Origin of the sequence: Moorella glycerini, from assembly GCF_009735625.1 — a bacterium.
GTDB classification, from domain to species: Bacteria; Bacillota; DSM-521; order Neomoorellales; family Neomoorellaceae; genus Neomoorella; species Neomoorella glycerini.
The window spans coordinates 1129116-1149364 of sequence record NZ_CP046244.1 but is presented as its reverse complement, the minus strand read 5'-3'; the positions used below and the strand labels follow the sequence as shown (position 1 = coordinate 1149364).

Here is a 20249-nt window from a genome sequence, read left to right as displayed (position 1 = left end):
GTTTTATGCAACTTCAGGCTCATTGTCGCATGGTTAAAATAGATACCGAATGTAAGACAACCCAATTCGTTGGCAAAATTACGGGTGAAATTTTGAAATTACTTCCGTATCAGGAAACCTCCGAAGTTGTCTTAACGGGAGAAAGGCTTGAGAAGAATAAAAGGCATCATAGAGATATAGATGACGAGGCTTATCAACTATTACCTGAAATAATTGCTAAGCCTGATTATGTTTGTATAGATAAAGATGATAAACAAGTGGTTGCCTTTTACTATTATCGCTATGAAAATTACTATTTGAGAGCAGTAATCTTACTAAAAACACCACAAGACTCCCCACACTATAAAAATTCGATTCAATCATTTAGAGTGGCTCGTAGGTTAGTGTAAAATTACAGTAGGCAGGAGGAAAAAGGAGCAAAAAAGAGAAAAGAGACCTCACAAGAAGAAAAACACCGTAAAAGGAGTGAGGTCTCTTTATGGTAAACGGTAATACCAGTACCGCTACCATCTTTAGTTTATTAGATGGTATCGAGAATTTCAACACTCTAGAAGAAGTTATCCTGCAAATAGCCAGGCGATTATTGGTAGCCGTACTGGAAGCCCTGGATGATGCCCTTATGCCAGCAAAACCCAAGAGATATAGGATAGCTGGCTTCCGCTACCGCACAATCACCTGCCTGTACGGGGATATAACCTTTAAGCGCCGACTATATGTCAAAGCGACGCGCAAAAAGAAAAGAGGCGAGGGAAGGTTTCTGTTAGACGAAGCCCTGAACTTACGCCAAGGAAAGCGCCTGACAGGAAGACTGCTCAAATTAGCCGTATCGCTGGCAACCCGGTTACCCTTCAGGCAGGCAGCGGAAATAATGGCCGAAGCAGGGATGGGCCAATTAAGCCATATGACCATCCATAGCGAAGTAAAACGAAATGGACTGGAACAAAAAGGACTGCAAGAAGCCCTGCGCAACAAGCTATTCGTGAGCGGGGAAGAGCCCCAAGGCAAAAAGAAAAAAGTACCGGCACTATTTATCGAAGCCGATGGCATAATGATTCCCCTGCAAAGGAGCAAGCAAGAGCGGATAGAAGTAAAAGTAGGAATAGTATACGAAGGGTGGATAGAAAAAGGGAATGCCCGGCATCTCAAGAACCCGCGGGTAGTAATGGGCATCTATGAAGATGGAGAACAATTTTGGGAAGCCCTCACCACGGAAATAGCCAGGTACTACGAGATAGACGAAAAAACAATATATGTGGTCAATGGCGACGGAGCCAGCTGGATCCAGAAGACAGCCAAAGAACAGTTACCAGGAGCCATTGTACAATTGGACCGCTACCACCTCCACCGGGATATAAGGCAGGCTTATGGGAACGAAACAGCGCGAGGATTAATGGAGATTTTAGCCAAAGGTCAAGAGCAGGTCTTTTTGGACACCATGGAAGCACTCATAGAAGAAGCACCGAACCGCAAAAACAAGCAACAACGCCAAAAAGTATATGACTACTGTCAAAGATATCGCGATAACCTGTTAGATTACCGCTTGCGGTTACCACGACAACTGGAAGGGCTAAAGTTATACGGGATGGGCGTAGCCGAAACAACAGTAGACAAAAAAATAGCCATTCGCATGAAAAAGAGGGGAATGAGCTGGAGCGAAGCAGGAGCAACGGCCATGGTAGCATTACTTATGCTCAAAGCCAATGGAGAATTAGCCGCATGGCTAGAAAAGAAGATGCCACAAGTAGAAAAGAATCCCGTTAAAGTAATAAAAGAAAAGAAGATAGTTAAAGAAGACGTAGAAGCATGGTTAAGGAAGAGAGTACCAGCCCTTGTTGGCCCTGAGGCGGGAACAGATTGGGTTAAATATACCTTGAGGCAACTAACAAGAATTAGTGGAGCTATATTCTAACCCCTTTTCCGGCTTAATTAGAGCAGGCAGTAATTCGCGAAGCCTGTCAAGGTCGCCGTAGGCGGCCGCAGGCTTTAACCTTGACAGGCGCAGAGAATTACTGCACAATACTCCGGAGCCGGAAAAGGTGTTGGATATATATGGGATTTTTATGTGAGGTCTCTTTTTGCCTACTACATCTTGACACGTACGGCTCGTAGAAGGGAGTTGCAAAAAGATATTGCTAGTGGTAGACTAATATATAGAAAACAAGCATAAAATATAAACAGGCTGTTTTGGAGGTGGGCAAATCCGCCCCCCACGCACCTTCGTTGGGAGGTCATAAGAGATGCAGGAGTACCGGCGGTCCTGCCCAAAACAGCTAAAACGGAAAGAGATGGAGCTTTCCATCTCTTTTTTCTATTGCATGCCCCTATTTGACGTGAATTACTCCCTCAAGATAGGGTGGTGTCAATCCCCTGTGGACTTAGCAAAGCTAACCCGGTTGGCCGGTCCTCGCTGGATTGAGATCGAAGCTACGGCCCTGGAACATAACCTGCGGGCCGTCAAAGGCTTGCTCCAACCCCCGACCCGCCTCCTGGCCGTCATCAAGGCCGATGCCTATGGCGCCGGCGCCGTCGAGGTAGCCCGGATTTTACTGGCCACAGGCGCAGACTACCTGGGGGTTACTACCCTGGCCGAAGGGCAAGAATTGCGCCGGGCCGGCATTACGGCCCCCATCCTGTTAATGAGTCCCTTGCTGCCGGAAGAACTGCCGCAAGCCTTGACTGATGACCTCACCCTGACCATCAGCAGCCGTTCTGGCGCTGAGGCGGCGGCAGCCGCGGCAGCCACGGTGGGCCGCCAGGCCCGGCTGCACCTGAAGGTAGAAACCGGCCTGCAGCGCACCGGCCTGGAACCGGGAGAAGTGGTGCCCCTGGCAAGAGAAATGCGGTGCTGGCCAGTTGTGCAACTGGAGGGCATTTACAGCCACCTGGCCGAAGCGGCCCACCCGGGGGCAGCCCGGAGGCAGATGGAATGTTTTCAAAGGGTTCTTATGGAACTGGAAGGGCAGCAGATATCCCTACCCTTAAAACATATCTGCAACAGCACCGGCCTGTTGCTCCACCCGGAAATGCACCTTGATATGGTGAGGGCCGGTACCCTTTTGTACGGCCATTTCCCCTACCAGGCTCCTCGCCGGGGCCTGGATTTAAAGAACCCCTGGCAGTTTAAAGCCCGTATTCTATTTATCCATGATGTGGCGGCCGGTACCCCCGTTGGCTATGGTGGCGATTATGTAGTCAAAAAGGCCACTCGCCTGGCCGTTATCCCGGTGGGTTATGCCGATGGCTTTGCCCTGACGCCCGTCAGCCGTCCCAAAGATCTAAACGACCTGGCCCGCCACCTGGTGAAGACCGTCCTGGCCTACCTGGGCCGCGGGGGCGGGGAAGGAACGGCAGTCACCATCGCCGGCCAGAGGGCGCCGGTGGTAGGCCGGGTGGGCATGCAGCTCTCCATAGTCGACGTGGGTCACCTGCCGGAGGTCAAAGTAGGCCAGGAAGTGCAGCTTGACCTGCGGCGGCCGACAGCCAGCGCCCGCCTGCCCCGGGTCTATTGCCGGGAAGGACAACCCTATTTGGTGCGCACAACTTCCGGGGAGATGGTGCCGGTACTTTCCTCTGCCGGCCAAAATTTAGCTCCTGGAGCAGGAATTTAGCGATTGATAGCTAAATATTATGATAGCGAAGTAAGAGCGAAGCGATGAAGAAAGGGGGGCTCTAGAACCGCCGGAATCGGAGGTGAGCTGGTCTGACAGAAAAAAAGGTAATGGTAATTGACGACCAGCCGGGTGTACGCCGTTTAATTTGCGAAGCCTTGAAACAGGCCGGTTATAACTTATGTGTGGCCACTGAAGGCAGGGAGGCCCTCGAAAAAATTGCCAGCGAAGCGCCGGACCTGGTAATCCTGGATATAAAAATGCCAGGCATGAGCGGAGTGGAATTTTTAAAGGAGTTGCGCAGACGTTCTTTTGTCACACCGGTAATAATCATAACGGCGTATAACGAACTGGATCTGGTAGAACAGGCCGGTAAATACGACGCCCGGTATTTCCTGCAAAAACCCTTTGATATCCAGCAGCTATACAGGCTGGTGCGCGGGGTGTTGCAACCGGGATACTGCCAGGTCCAGGCAGTGGGACAGGTGTAAAAGTAAAGCTGTTGTCACGGGACGCACGGGCTCTGCCGCTGGCAGGGCCTTTTAAATTTGCCCTGGAGCAGGAATTTCCCCGGTTACGGCGAATAAGGAGGGGTGAGGAGGATTAAAAATGCTCATCCCTACGCTGAATGTTGTGGTTTTACGCTGTCCAACCTGCGGCCGCCTGGAGTTTGGCGGTCTTTCCCTCTTTAATTTCGGCGGGAGCCGGACGTGGCAGGCAGAGTGCAGCTGCGGCACCACCCTTTTAACCATCAGCAGGAAAAAGGGCATAAACTTCTGGCTCCAGTATCACTGCGGCATGTGTGATTGCCTTCATATCAGCCGCTATACCCGCCAGGAACTGTGGTCGCGGGAACTCCTGACCCTGACCTGTAAGGAGACAGAACTGGAGGTCGGCTTTATCGGCCCCCGGGAAAAGGTGCAGCGGGCAGTGCAGCGCCATGACCGCACCCTGGCCGAGGTGGCCCGGGACCTTGGTTTCGACGATTATTTTGAGGAACCGGACGTAATGTACCGGCTGCTGTCCCTTATTTACCAGCTGGCCGAAGACGGTCGCGTCAGGTGCGGGTGCGGTAACGAAAATATTGAAATAGAAATTTTTCCCGGCTATTTGCAGCTCCGCTGCGAGGCCTGCCGGGCGGAAAAAAAACTGCCGGCCGGTACCATGGCCGACCTGGAGCGGGTAGAGAACTTACAGGAAATCCGCCTGCCCGGTCACCTGGTGAGTAAAAATGAAACCTCTGCCAAACAGCGTTATCGCCGCCGCCAGAAGTCGCCGGTATAATGAACGGAAGTTAGAGGCAGGATGTCGGAAGGCGGATTTCAAGGAGCAACATATTATCCCTTTTTAGAATAAAGTTTGCAGGGTAAAGGCTAACATATGTATGGCATTCTGACTTCAGACTTCCTGCCTCCGACTTCTAAATTTTTAAAGGAGTTGATTCTATGCCTTTAGTTACCCTGGCCGAGGTCCTCAAAGAAGCCGACGCCAAGGGCTATGCCGTCGGGGCCTTTAACTGCAATAATATGGAAATTGTCCAGGCCATCATCAATGCCGCCGAGGTAGAAGGGGCGCCGGTCATCATCCAGGCCAGCCAGGGGGCAATTAAATATGCCGGCCTGGAGTACATAACGGCCCTGGTGCGGACGGCAGCCGCAGGGACCTCTGTCCCGGTAGTCCTGCACCTTGACCATGGCACCGACTTCAACCAGGTCCTGCGCTGCCTGCGGGCCGGTTTTACCTCGGTCATGATCGACGGTTCCAAATACCCTCTGGAAGAAAACATTGCCCTGACCAGGCGCGTTGTGGAGATTGCCCATGCCATGGGTGCTTCTGTGGAGGGGGAACTGGGTAGAATCGGCGGCACCGAGGACCACATCAGCGTGTCCGCACGCGAGGCGACCATGACCGATCCCGAAGAGGCCAGGCGCTTTGCCGCCGAGACGGGCGTCGATGCCCTGGCCGTAGCCATCGGTACGGCCCACGGCCGTTACAAGGGCACGCCCAAACTGGATTTTGACCGCCTGGCAGCCATTGACCGCCTGGTGCCCACCCCCATAGTCCTGCACGGTTCTTCCGGCGTCCCCGATGCCGATATCCGCCGCGCCGTGGAGCTGGGCGTCCGCAAGATTAACATCGATACCGATATCCGTATCGCCTTTGTCGAAGCTACCCGCCAGGCCCTGGCAGCCAACCCTGACGAAATCGACCCCCGTAAAGTGCTGGGGCCGGCCCGGGAAGCTGCCACCGGCATTATCCGCCATAAAATGCAGGTCTTTGGCTGTGCCGGTCGCTTGCATATTTCTCCCCCGGGGTGAAAACCTATAGGTGAACACCCAAAGGAGGTGGAGAAAGATGGCGGGCATAAAATGCGGTGTGGAAGAGTGTCATTTCTGGGACAACATGGCCTGTACTGCCGATGCCATTGAAGTCAGGTCCAGCGGCGATCGCAAAGTAACCACTTCTGATGGGACGGCCTGCCATACCTTCCGTCCCAAAAAGAAATAACCTTAGCGGGCTTTAAAAAGAGCCCCGCGGCCCCCTGCCGCCGGGCTCTTATCCTTATCTATACTTTTTCCAGCCGCCAGCAGGATTCTGGCGTTACGTGGTGAATGATTTATTAAGGGTTTGACCTTCTATTTTCTGCCAGATAACTCCCGTTTTTTAGAACCCTTCGCCGACTAAAATGATGAATGAGAATCGAAACTATAAGTATCCAACCCTCTCCCTTCCCCCATCTCACATCCATTTTACGGAGGTGCCCTTGAGAAGTGCGTATTTTCATCGACTCAGCCAATATTGAAGAGATTAAAGCAGCCAATGATCTGGGTATAATTTCAGGTGTAACCACCAATCCTTCCCTGATTGCCAGGGAAGGACGAAATTTCCGCCAGGTTGTGGAAGAGATTGCTGCCATTGTGGACGGCCCCATCAGCGCGGAAGTAATCAGCACGGAAGCCGGGGCCATGATCGCCGAAGCCCAGGAGCTGGCAGCCATCCACCCCAACATCGTCATCAAGATCCCCATGCTTGCCGAGGGCCTTAAGGCCGTCAAAGAACTGGCCGCTCAAGGGATTAAAACCAACGTGACCCTGGTCTTTTCCGCCAACCAGGCACTCCTCGCCGCCCTGGCCGGGGCAACCTATGTGAGTCCCTTTGTCGGGCGCCTGGATGATATCAACCATGACGGTATGCAGGTCATTGCCGATATTGTCCCCATTTATGCCCAGTACGGCCTGGAAACCCAGGTTATTGCCGCCAGTATCCGCCATCCTCTCCATGTGCTCCAGGCCGCCCGCCTGGGTGCCGATATCGCCACCGTTCCCTACAAAGTTATCATGCAAATGGTCAAGCACCCCCTGACTGATGCCGGCCTGGCCAGGTTCCTGGCCGACTGGGAGAAGGTAAAGGATAAATAATTATGGAGGTTATTTACATTTGCATACTGCCGAGTTAGAAAGCAAGACCATGGTCGAGCTCTACCGCATCGCCCGGGAGCTCAATTTAAGCGGCTACTACCGCCTGCGCAAGAAAGAGCTGGTCTTTGAAATTGCCAAGGCCCTGGCCCAAAAGGAACAGCAGGAACAGGAAAAGGAGGAGCAGCTGCAGGCCCAGGGCATCCTGGAGATACTGCCGGATGGTTACGGCTTTTTGCGTCCCTTCGGTTACATACCCAGCGGCGACGATATTTACATCTCTCCTTCTCAGATCCGCCGCTTTGACCTGCGCACGGGAGACAAGGTAGCCGGCCTGGTCCGCCCTCCGAAGGATAACGAGCGCTTTTTCGCCCTGCTGCGGGTGGAGAAGGTCAACGGGGAAAAACCGGAGACATCGCCGGAACGCCTGCACTTTGATGCCCTGACGCCCATTTACCCTTACGAACGTTATACCCTGGAGACGGATAACGGTGACCCCTCCACCCGGATTATCGACCTGATTGCTCCCCTGGGTAAGGGCCAGCGGGCCCTGATCGTTTCCCCTCCCAAGGCCGGTAAGACCGTGCTGCTGAAAAAAATCGCCAACGCCATCACTACCAACTATCCCGACGTTGAACTGATAATCTTATTAATTGACGAACGGCCCGAAGAAGTCACCGACATTGAACGTTCGGTGCGGGGTGAGGTGGTCAGCTCCACCTTTGACGAGCTGCCGGACAACCACGTCAAGGTGGCCGATATGGTCCTGGAACGGGCCAAACGCCTGGTGGAGCATAAAAAAGACGTGGTGGTCCTCCTGGACAGCATCACCCGCCTGGCCCGGGCCCACAACCTGGTCGTGCCTCCCAGCGGCCGCACCCTTTCCGGCGGCGTTGATCCCACCGCCCTCTATAAACCCAAACGCTTCTTCGGCGCTGCCCGTAAGGTGGAAGAGGGGGGGAGTCTGACCATTGTGGCGACGGCCCTGATTGAAACCGGCAGCCGCATGGATGAAGTTATCTTTGAAGAATTTAAAGGAACGGGCAATATGGAACTCATCCTGGACCGGAAACTGGCCGAACGCCGCATCTTCCCGGCCATTGACGTCAAGCGCTCCGGCACGAGGCGAGAAGAATTGTTGTTAAGCCCTGAGGAACTGGAACTGGTCTGGCATTTCCGGCGGGCCACCAGCGGCATGGGTCCGGTAGAAGTAGCCGAGGTTTTAATCGAATCCATGCAAAAGACCAAAAGCAACAAGGATCTCCTGCGCGCCCTCCCGGCCTTGTTCCCCCGGGAGCATTAGTGAGGCTAGAACCCCGTTAGCAAAATGCTAAAAATAGTATAAGGCTGGGTTTTATTTAGAGCGAGCGACTTGGTCTGAGCGGCAAAGCGGCCTTGGCGAAACCGAGGAGTCATTGCAAGACTAACCCCGTCCAGAACGGGGTATATTTTTGTTTACGTATGGCTAAAATAAAGGCTAAATGGGAAAAAAGGTAACTCATGCCAGAATGGTAAAGGATAGGAGTGAAAAAATGCTGGACAAAAAGATGGCGGTAAGCCTGGCCCTGGGGTTGGCCCTGCTTGTTAACAGTCTTTTTGCCCTCCCGGCGCAAGCAGCCGTCATCGAGGATTTGCAGCAGGTGGCGACCGTCCTCGCGCCGGCAACCTACCAGGAACTGGCTGCCCGGGTCAATAACTATACCCGCATCTACCGGGTAGAAGAAGGCGACACCCTGGAGCGCATTGCCCGCCGCTACCAGACGGACCCCGAACTGGTGGCGGTGATGAATTACCTGGAACCTGATGCCGTCCTGACACCGGGCCAGTTCCTGGTGCTGCCCCACGAAGAAGAGCGGAGCTATACGGTAGCTGCCGGGGACACCCTCTGGGATATTGCCCGGCGTTTTGGCACCAGCGTGGAAAGCCTGGCCGCCGCCAACGGTATTGTCGATGCCAGGGCGCTGCGGATTGGTATGGTCCTGACTATCCCCGGTTCGCCACGTGGGGTACCGGTCACCAGGGTAGAGACTGTACCTGCTTCCCGTAGCTTAAGGCCAGCCTCCTTTCTCTGGCCCCTCATCGGCGTCATTACCTCCGGCTTTGGCTGGCGGGATAATGAGTTCCACCACGGCCTGGATATCGCCGGCAAGGTGGGGGATTACATCCGGGCCGCCTGGTCCGGGGTGGTAACTTTTTCCGGCTGGGGTAACGGTATCTATGGTAACATGGTTAAGCTCGACCATGGCAATGGGCTGGAGACTGTTTATGCCCATAACTCCCGCAACCTGGTCAAGGTTGGTGAGTACGTCCGGGCCGGCGAACCCATTGCCGAAGTGGGCGTTACGGGCAATGCCACCGGTCCCCATGTTCATTTTGAAATCCGGGAAAAGGGCAGGGCCATCAATCCCGAACGTTTCTTCAACAGGTAAAAAGGCCGGTACGCCGGCCTTTTTTTGATGGTAAGGGGATTTGCCCCGCCAATTTTTTGCTTTGCACTGGCGGCCCTTTCATGTTATACTGATATGAGTTTGATTTTCCCGCGGAGGTGAAGATGGCGTGAAACCAGATATTCATCCCAATTACGACAAAGCCCGGATTATCTGTGCCTGCGGTAATGTCATTGAGACCCGCTCCACCAAAAAAGAGATCCGGGTAGAGATATGCTCTCAGTGCCATCCCTTTTACACCGGTAACCGGCAAAGGGTAGTCGAGCGTGGCGGGCGGATTGAGCGTTTCCGGCAAAAATATGGTCGCTAGGGCAAAAAGGCGGAGCCGCGGGCTCTGCTTTTTCCTATGGGGAGCGGCCCCCGAGGTGCAATACGGCGGCCAGGCCGTCATTGAGGGCGTGATGATGCGGGGGCCACACAAAACGGCAGTAGCCCTCCGTAAAGCTAACGGCGAGATCCTGGTCGAGGCCAGCCCCAACAGCTCCATTACCGCCCGTTACCCCGTTTTAAAACTGCCCCTGCTCCGCGGGGTTGTGGCCTTATTTGAGTCTTTAATCCTGGGTATCCGGTATCTAACCTTCTCGGCCAACCAGGCAATGGAGGGAGAAGAGGAGGAGTTAAGCACCAGGGACCTGGTCCTGACGGTAGCCATTGCCCTGGCGGCAGCCGTGGGTTTCTTTGTCCTCCTCCCGGCCGGGGCGGCGCTGCTTCTCCATAACCATTTATCTATCTTCTGGCAGAATGTAGTCGAGGGGCTGCTCAGGATGCTCCTCTTTTTAGGCTACGTGGCGGCCATTGGCCGGGTGAAAGACGTCCAGCGCGTCTTCCAGTACCACGGGGCCGAGCATAAAGTAATTAATGCCCTGGAGGCAGGGGAAGATTTAAGGGTGGAAACGGTGCGGCCCTATCCGACCCTGCACCCCCGGTGCGGTACCAGCTTCCTCCTGCTGGTACTGGTATTAACCATCGTCTTTTTTTCCATCGTTGGCCGGGGTGGGATTGCCTGGCGCCTGGTCTCCCGCCTGGTATTGCTACCGGTAGTAGCCGGCCTGGCTTATGAACTGCTCAAATTCACCGGCCGCCATTTAAACGTACCCTGGGTGCGGGCCATAGCTGCCCCGGGCCTGTGGCTGCAGAAGCTTACTACGCGGGAACCCGACGACGGCATGCTGGAAGTAGCCCTGGCCGCCCTGGCAGCGGCACGAGAGGAAGAAGCGAGGTGATGCCTTATGCTGGAGAAGCTGGAACAGCTCGAAGCTAAATATGAAGAACTGGGCCGGCTCATGGGGGACCCGGCAGTAATCGCCGACCCGGAGCAATTGCAGAAGCATGCCCGCGCCCACGCCGCCCTGGAAGAAATAGTCACGACCTTTCGCCAGTATCGCCGGGTCATTTCCGACCTGGAAGAGAGCCGCGCCCTGCTGGCAGAAGAAAAGGACCCTGAGTTCCGCGACTTCCTTACAGATGAAATAAAACGCCTGGAAGAGGAAAAGGAGAACCTGGAACGGCAGTTAAAGATCCTGCTCCTGCCCAAAGATCCCAACGACGAAAAGAATATCATCATGGAGATCCGGGCCGGAGCCGGGGGCGATGAAGCGGCCCTTTTTGCCGGCGACCTTTTTCGCATGTACCAGCGCTATGCGGAAAAAAAACGCTGGCGGACGGAGATTATCAGCTCCCATCCTACGGAACTGGGGGGCTTCAAGGAAATTATTTTCCTGATTGAAGGCCAGGGAGTTTACAGCCGCCTGAAGTTTGAAAGCGGCGTCCACCGTGTGCAGCGCATCCCCACCACCGAGTCCGGAGGACGGATTCATACTTCCACCGCTACCGTAGCCGTCCTGCCCGAGGCGGAAGAAGTAGACGTGGAGATTAACCCCGAGGACCTGCGGATTGACATCTTTTGTTCCAGCGGGCCCGGGGGCCAGTCCGTCAACACCACCTACTCGGCGGTGCGGATTACCCACCTGCCGACGGGCCTGGTGGTATCCTGCCAGGACGAGAAGTCGCAGCTGAAGAACAAGGAGAAGGCGCTGAAGGTCCTGCGGGCTCGCCTCCTGGATATGGCCCGGGCCGAGCAGGAGGGGGAGCTGGCGGCCGAACGGCGTTCCCAGGTGGGTAGCGGCGACCGCAGCGAGCGGATCCGCACCTACAATTTTCCCCAGAACCGGGTAACTGACCACCGGATCGGCCTGACCCTGCACCACCTGGATGCTATCCTGGATGGCGAACTGGACGAAATCATCGATGCCCTGGTGACCAGTGACCAGGCCGAACGGTTAAAGAATATGGAGGCTTAAGGCGTTGGGATTGACCCTCCAGGAAGCCTTAAAAGAAGCAAGCCGGCAACTCGCGGCGGCAGGACTCCCCCGGCCCCGCCTGGAGGCGGAAGTCCTCCTGGCCTGGGCCGGCCGGTATAGCCGGCCGCAGCTCCTGGCCCGCCTGGAGGAGGAACTGGAGCCTGCCGCTGCGGCCAGGTTCTGGCCGGCTGTGGAGCGCCGGGTGGCCGGCTACCCCCTCCAGTACCTGACCGGCAGCCAGGAGTTCATGTCCCTGGAGTTTAAAGTAACCCCTGCGGTTTTAATCCCCCGCCAGGACACGGAAGTGGTGGTGGAAGCCGTCTTAAAGCGCTTCGACGTGCGGGGAAACCATGTTATTGCCGATTGTTGCACGGGCAGCGGGGCCATCGGCTTAAGCCTGGCCTACTACCTGCCCAACGCCAAAGTATACGCCACTGATATTAGCCCGGCTGCCCTGGAAGTAGCCCGGCAAAATGCCCGTGCTTTAGGCCTGGCAGGCCGGGTTACTTTCCTCCAGGGCGATTTTCTGGCGCCCCTTAAGGGTTTAAAGTTAGATGCCCTGGTGGCCAACCCTCCCTACATACCTGCGGCCGAACTGGACGGGTTGCCGCCGGAGGTCCGGGCTGAGCCGCGCCTGGCCCTGGACGGCGGCCCCGACGGTTTGCGCGCCTACCGGGTCCTGTTACCCGGGGCACCGGAAGTTTTAAAGGCAGGAGGGCTCCTGGCCCTGGAAATCGGGTATAATCAAGGCAGGGCCGTCCTGAACCTGGCAGCGGCCGCCGGGGCTTACCGGGATATGGCGGTGTTACCCGATTATGGCGGCCGCGATCGTTGTTTCCTGGCCTATCGCCGGGAAGAATAATAACAGGGAAAAATACATAGAGGTGAAATGGGTGGCTGTGGGTAAACGGACGAAGTACTTAAAGATAGATCCCCTGGTACCGGAACTCCATAAAATTCGCCTGGCGGCCCGGATCCTTAACCGGGGCGGGGTGGTGGCCTTCCCCACGGAAACGGTCTACGGCCTGGGGGCCAATGCCCTGGATGGCCGGGCGGTGCGGCGCATCTTTCGCGCCAAGGGACGGCCGGCCGACAATCCCCTGATTGTCCATATTGCCAGTTTCCGTGATGTCCAGGACCTGGTGGCCTACCTGCCGCCCCGGACGACCCTGCTCATGCAGCGCTTCTGGCCCGGGCCCCTGACCCTGGTCCTGCCGCGGAGCGACCTGATCCCGGATATCGTGACCGCCGGTCTGGATACGGTGGGCATCCGCATGCCTTCCCACCCGGTGGCCCAGGCCCTCATCCGGGTCGCCCGCCTGCCCATAGCAGCGCCCAGCGCCAATATCTCCGGCCGCCCCAGCCCTACCACCGGCCAGCACGTCCTGAAAGACCTGCGGGGCAAGATCGATGCCGTCGTCGATGGCGGGCCGGCTACCGTGGGGGTAGAATCAACGGTCCTGGACCTGACAACCCCGGTGCCCACCATTTTAAGGCCGGGGGGAGTGACCTATGAAGATCTGAAAGCTGTCCTCGGCGAAGTAGCTATTGACCCGGCCGTCCGCGGCAGCCAGGTGGCGCAGCCGCGAGCGCCGGGGATGAAGTATAAACACTATGCCCCGCGGGGCGAAGTTTATCTCATTACCGGCGAACTGGACCGGGTGACGGCTAAAATCCGGGCCCTGGTGGCAGCCTGGCAGCAAAGGGGACGCCGGGTGGCCGTGCTGGCGACCAGGGAAACGGCCGCGGCCTACCAGCAGGAGCCCCGGCCCGATTACCTGGAGGTCCTGGGCAGCCGCTCCCAGCCGGCTACCATTGCCGCCAATCTTTTCAGTGCCTTGCGCAACTGTGACCGCCACCGGGCCGACATCATCCTGGCCGAAACCATTGCCGAAGAAGGCCTGGGCCTGGCCATCATGAACCGCCTGCGCAAGTCAGCTGCCAACCGCATCATCCAGGCTTAAGATGGAGGCATTGATATGGAGCCGTTAGGTCTCATCCTGGTAGCCATGGCCCTGGGGACCGATGCCTTTTCTCTGGCTACCGGCCTGGCCCTGGGGGGGCTCCGGGGCCGGCAGGCCCTGCTCTTTGCCGGCATCGTTGGTATTTTTCACATCATTATGCCCCTGACGGGCCTCTACCTGGGCCTGCTCCTGGGCCGGCTCCTGGGGAAACTGGCGGCCGTTATCGGCGCCCTGGTCCTGGCCGGCATGGGGGGGCTGATGCTCTGGGAGGCCCTCACGACCAGGACGGAAAGCGGTGGCCTGGCCGGGCAGGTGCTGCGGGCCGTTCCAGGCCAGGGGGGCGTGATCGGTGGCCTGATGGCCATCCTGCTCATGGCCGGCAGCGTCAGCCTGGACGCCCTCAGCGTCGGTTTTGGCCTGGGCGCCATCAGCGTCAATGTACCCCTGACGGTCCTGACCATGGGTTTTATTGCCGGGACCATGACGGTCCTGGGGCTCCTGGCCGGCCGGCGCCTGGGCGCCTACCTGGGCAACAGGGCCGAGGTTATCGGCGGCCTGATTCTGGTGGGTATCGGCTTAAAAATGTTGATGGGGGTATAGGATATGCCCGGTATTCTTTTTGTCTGTACCGGTAACACCTGCCGCAGCAGCATGGCGGCGGCCATTGCCGCCCATATAAAGGAAGAGCGGGGCTTAGATATTGATATTGCCTCGGCCGGCCTGGCCGCCAGGGAAGGGGACCCGGCAACACCGCAAGCCATCCAGGCAGTGGCGGCCATGGGTATAGATCTCCAGGACCACCGCGCCCGTCAGGTTACAGGAGCCCTGGTAGAAGAAGCTGGCCTGATTTTAACCATGACCAGGGCCCACAAAGAATACCTCCTCCGGCTTTACCCCGAGGCCCGGGGAAAAACCTTTACCCTCAAAGAGTATGTCCGGGATGGGGAAGAAAAGCCCTCGCCAGGGGAGCCCCGGGAAGAGACGGGTGCAAGAGCGGCTGCGGAAGAACCGCCTGTTACTGTTGATGACGATATTCCCGATCCCTTTGGCCGGCCCCTGGAAGTTTACCAGGCTACGGCCAGAGAACTGGCCGAACTTGTTGGACAGGCCCTGGAGAAATATTCACAAGAGAAAAAATAAGTTGGGTAACTTGAGCAGGAATTAACGTTAATATGGCGAATAAAATTAAGTAGTATTTAATCTTTGCCGTAAGAGGTGCAGTAAGATTGCGTATCGCCCTGGGTAGCGATCACGGCGGTTTTCACCTTAAGGCAGCAATTAAGGAGTACCTGGACCGGCAGGGCATTGCCAACTATGACTTCGGTACCTATAATGCCGAGGCGGTAGATTACCCCGACTATGCCCGCAAGGTGGCCGAAGCTGTGGCCAGCGGCGCCTACGACCGGGGTATCCTCTGCTGCGGCACGGGGATAGGCGTCTGCATCGCGGCCAATAAAGTCCCGGGCATCCGCGCCGCCCTTTGCCACGATACCTTTTCGGCCCGGGCGGCGCGGGAACATAACGATGCCAATATCCTGACCATGGGAGAGCGGGTCATCGGCCCCGGGCTGGCCCTGGAAATTGTCGCCACCTGGCTGGCGGCCGAATTTAGCGGTGGCCGTCATGCCCGCCGGGTAGCCAAAATTAGCGCCATGGAGGCCGGTTACTGCCGGCAGGAAAATAGGGCGGGCAGGGAGGACGGAGAGAATGGTCGACTTAAGCACCATCACGGCGGCAGTTAAAGCAGCTGCTACCGAGCTTATTGAAGCTGCCGCTCTAAAGCCCGGCCAGATGCTGGTGGCCGGCTGCAGCACCAGCGAGATCACGGGCCAGCGGATTGGCACGGCCTCTTCCCTGGAAATAGGCCAGGCCGTGGTAGAAGGCCTGCTCCAGGCCACCAGTGCCGCCCAGGTGTACCTGGCGGCCCAGTGTTGCGAACATTTAAACAGGGCCCTGGTCATCGAGGCCGGCGCCGCCAGGCTTTACGACCTGCCGGTGGTAACAGTCGTCCCCGCGCCCAAGGCCGGCGGTTCCCTGGCCACGGCTGCCTATGCCGCCCTGCACCGGCCGGTGGTGGTGGCCGGGCTCCAGGCCCATGCCGGCCTGGACATCGGCGCCACCCTCATCGGCATGCACCTGCGGCCGGTAGCCGTGCCCGTCCGCCTGCAGGTCAAGACCGTCGGCAGCGCCCCCGTCACGGCGGCCCGGACGCGGCCCCCCCTCATTGGTGGTGAACGGGCGGTATATGTATTTCAGCGGCGGCAAGATTGAAGGCAGGAGTAATAGCCGGTTGTTACAGCTGGAAGCGGGACAAGGATGAGGACCAAGAAGCCAGGAAATTAGAAGCTGGCAGGGGGAAGAGTTTCCAGCAGCAAAACAGGAGGGAAATTTAATGAACTTAGAAACCGTAGCTCGTGTGGACCCGGAACTGGTCGAGGCCGTTAAAGGCGAGTTGCAACGCCAGCGCACCCACCTGGAACTCATCGCCTCGGAGAACTTCGTCAGCCGGGCCGTCATGGAAGCCTACAGTTCGGTCCTGACCAATAAATACGCCGAAGGCTACCCGGGCAAACGCTATTACGGCGGCTGCGAGTGGGTCGATGTAGTCGAAAACCTGGCCCGGGAGCGGGCTAAAGCCCTTTTCGGCGCCGAACATGCCAACGTCCAGCCCCATTCCGGCAGCCAGGCCAATACCGCCGTCTATCTCGCCGTCCTTAACCCCGGCGATAAAGCCCTGGGGATGAACCTGGCCCACGGCGGTCACCTGACCCACGGCAGCCCGGTCAGCCTCTCCGGCCGGTATTATAATTTTTCCTTTTACGGCGTCAACCCCGATACCGGCCGGATTGATTACGATGCAGTAGCCCGGATAGCCCGGGAAGAGCGGCCCAAACTCATTGTCGCCGGGGCCAGCGCTTACCCGCGGGTGATCGATTTTGCCCGCTTCCGGGAGATAGCCGACGAAGTCGGGGCCCTGCTCATGGTGGACATGGCCCACATCGCCGGCCTGGTGGCCGCCGGCATCCACCCCAGCCCCCTGCCCTACGCCCATTTTGTGACCACTACCACCCACAAGACCATGCGCGGGCCGCGGGGGGGTATTATCCTTACCACCAGGGAATACGCCAGGGAGATCGACAAGGCGGTCTTTCCCGGCATCCAGGGCGGGCCCCTGATGCACGTCATCGCCGCCAAAGCGGTGGCCTTAAAGGAAGCCATGCTGCCCGAATTCAAGCGTTACCAGGAGAGGATTGTCACCAACGCCCGTACCCTGGCCGAAGCCCTGCAGGGTTACGGTTTTAACCTGGTATCCGGCGGCACCGACAACCACCTGCTCCTCGTGGACCTGCGCAATAAAGGCCTTACCGGTCGCGACGCCGAGGATATTTTAAGTTCCGTCCAGATCACCGTTAATAAAAACGCTATCCCCTTTGACCCGGAGAAGCCCAGCGTAACCAGCGGCATCCGCCTGGGCACGGCCGCCCTGACCTCCAGGGGTATGGACGCCGACGCCATGCGGGTGGTAGCCCGGGCCATAGATCTCGCCCTCTCCTACGGCCCTGATGCAAAGAAACTGGCTACAGCCCGGGGCATCGTCGCGGAACTCTGCCAGGCCTACCCCCTGTACCCCGAGCTTGCTTGAGCTATAAAGCCCGCCCGGAGGTTAAAAACTCCGGGCGGGCTTTAAAAAAGTCTGGCCGACAAGGACAAATTATGCTAAAATAAGCCAGGATACGCGCAATTTAATTTTTTAAGTTTGGCGGGAACTACCCGCTAAAATTTTGCTGTTATTTTACTCCCCAGGTGAGTTTTATGCGTAAAGGCTGGGACGAGTACTTCCTGGATATCGCCTTCCAGGTGGCCGGCCGGAGCACCTGCAACCGGCGGGCCGTGGGCGCCGTGGTGGTAAAGGACAGGCGCATCAAAGGTACCGGTTACAACGGCGCCCCCCATGGGCTGCCCCACTGCCTGGATGTGGGCTGCCTCATGGAGGGAGAGCACTGCCGGCGGACCATCCATGCCGAAATCAACGCCCTCCTGGAGTGTTCACCGGAAGAACGGGCCGGGGCGACCATGTACGTTACCGATTATCCCTGCGAAAGGTGCGCCCTGACCATTATCCAGGCCGGGATTAAAAGACTCGTCTATGCCCGGCCCTACCCGGTCGCCCGCGACTGGCTGCGGGAAGCCGGGATCGAAATCGTCCACCACCCCAGGCAAACTGAGGGGTAAGAGGGGTACCGCTCGCGCCCGGAAGTTCCCTAACCAGGGCTTACCAGTAGGGAGGGAATTATTTTGCAGCAAAAGATTATCGCCTTACCCAAACTGGACAACCTGACACCTACCATGGAGTCCACCGCCTTAAAGCTCATGGAAGAAGCCGGGGAACTGGCCCAGGCCATCGGCAAGCTCCGGGGTTTAAGCGGCGAGGAGGTCCAGGTGGACCATCACGCCGTCCTGGCGGCCATTACCCGCGAGTTGCTGGACGTGGCCCAGACGGCCGTTTCCCTCATGTTTGTCCTGGAAGACCAGTACGGCGTCGACATCCAGCAGGCCCTGGAGGAGCATATCAATAAACTCAGGGCGAAAAGGTATCTGAAATAAGAGGAGTTTTTCCATGCCGCCCTTAAAGGTACTTACCGTCTTTGGCACCCGTCCCGAGGCCATCAAAATGGCCCCGGTAGTAAAAGAACTAAACCGTTACCCGGAGGAATTCAGCTGCCAGGTGGCCGTCACGGCCCAGCACCGGGAAATGCTGGACCAGGTCCTCCACCTGTTCCAGATCCAGCCCGACTATGACCTGGATATCATGCAGCCCCGCCAGACCCTGGAAGAAGTGACCACCAGGGCTTTAAACGGCCTGGCCGGGGTTTTAAAAACCTCCCGGCCGGACCTGGTCCTGGTGCACGGCGACACCACCACCACCTTCGTAGCGGCCCTGGCCGCTTTTTACCAGCAAATTGCCGTTGGCCATGTCGAGGCGGGCTTAAGGACGGGGGACCGCTACGCCCCCTTCCCGGAGGAGATGAACCGTCGCCTGGCCGGGGTCCTGGCCGACGTTCACTTTGCCCCTACGGCTACCGCCCGGGATAACCTGTTGCGGGAAGGTGTACCGGCGGAGCACATCTACGTCACCGGCAATACCGTTATTGATGCCTTAAAGGCTACCGTGCGCCCCGGCTATTGCTTTAGCGATCCCCGCCTGCAGGAGCTGGATTTGCAAAGGTGGCGGGTTATCCTGGTAACGGCCCACCGGCGGGAAAACTGGGGCGAGCCCATGAAGGAAATATTCACGGCCCTGCGAGACCTGGTAAAGCGCTATGGTGATATAGTCGTCGTTTTCCCCGTTCACTACAACCCCCGGGTGCGGGAACTGGCCGGGGAAATCCTCGGTAACCGGGAGCGTATTTACTTAATTGATCCCCTTGATTATGAGCCCTTCGTCAACCTCATGGCCCGTTCCTACCTGGTGTTGACGGATTCCGGCGGCCTCCAGGAAGAAGCGCCGGCCCTGGGTAAACCCGTGCTGGTCCTGCGGGAAGTCACCGAACGCCCGGAAGCCGTTGCTGCCGGTACCGTGCGCCTGGTGGGCACGGGCTACCAGGAGGTCCTGGCAGCGGCCGGCGAACTCCTGGAAGACCGTGAGATTTACCTGCGGATGGCCCACGCCGTCAACCCTTATGGTGATGGCCAGGCCTCGCGGCGTATCCGGGGCGCCCTGCGTCACTATTTCGGTCTGACTATAGCCAGACCCCAGGAATTTACGTCCGGATAAAGTTGTTTTATCCCCTGGATTAAAAAATAAACATTCTTCCCGGCAGGAATTTCGTCAACAAAAGAGAATATGTTTTACGACTGGCAGGAGTATAAAAATTTTCTTCCGGCACAATTTAACATCGATGGTAGCTAAAAAGCGTCATTTCTGGGATTACGCCAGGTATGCCAATATGGCCTTTTCCTTTGGGGTTACCATGATTGCCGGCACCCTCCTCGGCCTTTACGGCGGGGGATGGCTGGACCGGCGGCTGGGCACGTCGCCCCTTTTCCTGCTGGCCGGCGTCCTCCTGGGGATAGGGGTGGGTTTTCGCAGTGTCTTAAGCGAATTGCGTGTCCTGGAAAAGGAAGCCCCGGGGATTAAAACCGATGCTCAAGATAAAACTCACCCGGACTGAAAAAGGCATGCTGGCCATGGCTGCCCTGGGAGCAGTAGCCGGCCTGGGGGGCGGTTATTACTCCTTTGTTGCCGGGTTAGGGTGTGTTTTGCCTGTTTCCCTGCTGTTACTCCGCTGGCAGGTGGCAGCCGTCGATAACCTGGACAACCTGCCGCCCCGGAAGGCCTTTAATCGTTTCTTCGGGCGTTCCCTCATACGGTCGGGTCTGTCCCTGGCCCTGCTGGGCCTGGCCCTGGCGGGGGGAAGGGAGTTTCTTTTTGGCGTGCTGGCAGGGCTGGTGCTCCAGGTCCTGGCCTATATGGGCCAGGCCATTCTCATTATCCTGGGAAAGGAGGGATAGA

At 57.4% G+C, this 20249-nt stretch carries 25 protein-coding genes; all 25 read left to right on the top strand.

Annotated features, from left to right (window positions below; all coding sequences use genetic code 11):
• Positions 1-5: 5 nt before the first annotated feature.
• The 25 genes from MGLY_RS05635 to MGLY_RS05515 all read left to right on the top strand — a co-directional run bounded on the left by MGLY_RS05635 (position 6) and on the right by MGLY_RS05515 (position 20248).
• Entirely contained in the window at positions 6-389 is a 384-nt protein-coding gene (locus MGLY_RS05635) for a hypothetical protein (protein ID WP_156272460.1), read from the top strand.
• Between the two features lie 89 nt (positions 390-478).
• A complete protein-coding gene (locus MGLY_RS05630; protein WP_156272057.1) occupies positions 479-1909 on the top strand; it encodes an ISLre2 family transposase in 1431 nt (476 codons plus the stop codon).
• Positions 1910-2369: 460 nt separating this feature from the next.
• A complete protein-coding gene (alr, locus tag MGLY_RS05625; protein ID WP_156272459.1) occupies positions 2370-3608 on the top strand; it encodes an alanine racemase in 1239 nt (412 codons plus the stop codon).
• A 110-nt stretch (positions 3609-3718) separates the two neighbouring features.
• The gene (locus MGLY_RS05620; protein ID WP_156272458.1) at positions 3719-4099 is read left to right on the top strand and encodes a response regulator; all 381 of its coding nucleotides are present in this window, start codon (positions 3719-3721) and stop codon (positions 4097-4099) included.
• A 118-nt stretch (positions 4100-4217) separates the two neighbouring features.
• Positions 4218-4892: a hypothetical protein gene (locus MGLY_RS05615; protein WP_156272457.1), complete on the top strand. Its 675-nt coding sequence runs from the start codon at positions 4218-4220 to the stop codon at positions 4890-4892.
• Positions 4893-5053: 161 nt separating this feature from the next.
• Positions 5054-5926: a class II fructose-1,6-bisphosphate aldolase gene (locus MGLY_RS05610; protein WP_156272456.1), complete on the top strand. Its 873-nt coding sequence runs from the start codon at positions 5054-5056 to the stop codon at positions 5924-5926.
• 37 nt (positions 5927-5963) lie between these two features.
• Positions 5964-6116: a DUF1540 domain-containing protein gene (locus tag MGLY_RS05605; RefSeq protein ID WP_156272455.1), complete on the top strand. Its 153-nt coding sequence runs from the start codon at positions 5964-5966 to the stop codon at positions 6114-6116.
• A 263-nt stretch (positions 6117-6379) separates the two neighbouring features.
• Positions 6380-7027 carry a fructose-6-phosphate aldolase gene (gene fsa / locus MGLY_RS05600; RefSeq protein WP_156272454.1) on the top strand — a complete coding sequence of 216 codons (648 nt, stop codon included), beginning with the start codon at positions 6380-6382 and terminating at the stop codon, positions 7025-7027.
• A 19-nt stretch (positions 7028-7046) separates the two neighbouring features.
• A complete protein-coding gene (gene rho, locus MGLY_RS05595; RefSeq protein WP_156272453.1) occupies positions 7047-8327 on the top strand; it encodes a transcription termination factor Rho in 1281 nt (426 codons plus the stop codon).
• 229 nt (positions 8328-8556) lie between these two features.
• Positions 8557-9453: a peptidoglycan DD-metalloendopeptidase family protein gene (locus tag MGLY_RS05590; protein WP_156272452.1), complete on the top strand. Its 897-nt coding sequence runs from the start codon at positions 8557-8559 to the stop codon at positions 9451-9453.
• A gap of 127 nt (positions 9454-9580) precedes the next feature.
• Complete coding sequence (rpmE, locus tag MGLY_RS05585; RefSeq protein WP_156272451.1) at positions 9581-9781, top strand: 50S ribosomal protein L31; 201 nt, start codon at positions 9581-9583, stop codon at positions 9779-9781.
• A gap of 55 nt (positions 9782-9836) precedes the next feature.
• The gene (locus MGLY_RS05580) at positions 9837-10694 is read left to right on the top strand and encodes a DUF1385 domain-containing protein (RefSeq protein ID WP_246187420.1); all 858 of its coding nucleotides are present in this window, start codon (positions 9837-9839) and stop codon (positions 10692-10694) included.
• Between the two features lie 6 nt (positions 10695-10700).
• Entirely contained in the window at positions 10701-11771 is a 1071-nt protein-coding gene (gene prfA, locus MGLY_RS05575) for a peptide chain release factor 1 (RefSeq protein WP_156272449.1), read from the top strand.
• Positions 11772-11775: 4 nt separating this feature from the next.
• Complete coding sequence (gene prmC / locus MGLY_RS05570) at positions 11776-12633, top strand: peptide chain release factor N(5)-glutamine methyltransferase (RefSeq protein WP_170290938.1); 858 nt, start codon at positions 11776-11778, stop codon at positions 12631-12633.
• Entirely contained in the window at positions 12587-13735 is a 1149-nt protein-coding gene (locus tag MGLY_RS05565; protein WP_156272448.1) for an L-threonylcarbamoyladenylate synthase, read from the top strand. Before prmC ends, MGLY_RS05565 begins: the two co-directional genes overlap by 47 nt.
• A 15-nt stretch (positions 13736-13750) precedes the next feature.
• Entirely contained in the window at positions 13751-14335 is a 585-nt protein-coding gene (locus tag MGLY_RS05560; protein ID WP_156272447.1) for a manganese efflux pump MntP, read from the top strand.
• 3 nt (positions 14336-14338) lie between these two features.
• Positions 14339-14875 carry a low molecular weight protein arginine phosphatase gene (locus MGLY_RS05555; RefSeq protein ID WP_156272446.1) on the top strand — a complete coding sequence of 179 codons (537 nt, stop codon included), beginning with the start codon at positions 14339-14341 and terminating at the stop codon, positions 14873-14875.
• Between the two features lie 86 nt (positions 14876-14961).
• Positions 14962-15477, top strand: a complete 516-nt coding sequence (gene rpiB, locus MGLY_RS05550; protein WP_170290937.1) for a ribose 5-phosphate isomerase B — start codon at positions 14962-14964, stop codon at positions 15475-15477.
• Positions 15443-16006, top strand: a complete 564-nt coding sequence (locus tag MGLY_RS05545; protein ID WP_156272444.1) for a TIGR01440 family protein — start codon at positions 15443-15445, stop codon at positions 16004-16006. Before rpiB ends, MGLY_RS05545 begins: the two co-directional genes overlap by 35 nt.
• Before the next feature lie 121 nt (positions 16007-16127).
• Entirely contained in the window at positions 16128-17378 is a 1251-nt protein-coding gene (gene glyA / locus MGLY_RS05540; RefSeq protein ID WP_156272443.1) for a serine hydroxymethyltransferase, read from the top strand.
• Positions 17379-17548: 170 nt separating this feature from the next.
• The gene (locus tag MGLY_RS05535; RefSeq protein ID WP_156272442.1) at positions 17549-17968 is read left to right on the top strand and encodes a deoxycytidylate deaminase; all 420 of its coding nucleotides are present in this window, start codon (positions 17549-17551) and stop codon (positions 17966-17968) included.
• Between the two features lie 63 nt (positions 17969-18031).
• Positions 18032-18340, top strand: a complete 309-nt coding sequence (locus tag MGLY_RS05530; protein WP_156272441.1) for a MazG-like family protein — start codon at positions 18032-18034, stop codon at positions 18338-18340.
• Positions 18341-18353: 13 nt separating this feature from the next.
• Positions 18354-19511 carry a non-hydrolyzing UDP-N-acetylglucosamine 2-epimerase gene (wecB, locus tag MGLY_RS05525; protein ID WP_156272440.1) on the top strand — a complete coding sequence of 386 codons (1158 nt, stop codon included), beginning with the start codon at positions 18354-18356 and terminating at the stop codon, positions 19509-19511.
• 124 nt (positions 19512-19635) lie between these two features.
• Positions 19636-19908: an AtpZ/AtpI family protein gene (locus MGLY_RS05520; RefSeq protein WP_156272439.1), complete on the top strand. Its 273-nt coding sequence runs from the start codon at positions 19636-19638 to the stop codon at positions 19906-19908.
• Positions 19880-20248 (top strand): hypothetical protein, encoded by a 369-nt coding sequence (locus MGLY_RS05515; RefSeq protein WP_156272438.1) that lies wholly within the window; start codon positions 19880-19882, stop codon positions 20246-20248. The genes MGLY_RS05520 and MGLY_RS05515 overlap by 29 nt, the downstream gene beginning before the upstream one ends.
• The last annotated feature ends 1 nt before the right edge of the window (position 20249 follow it).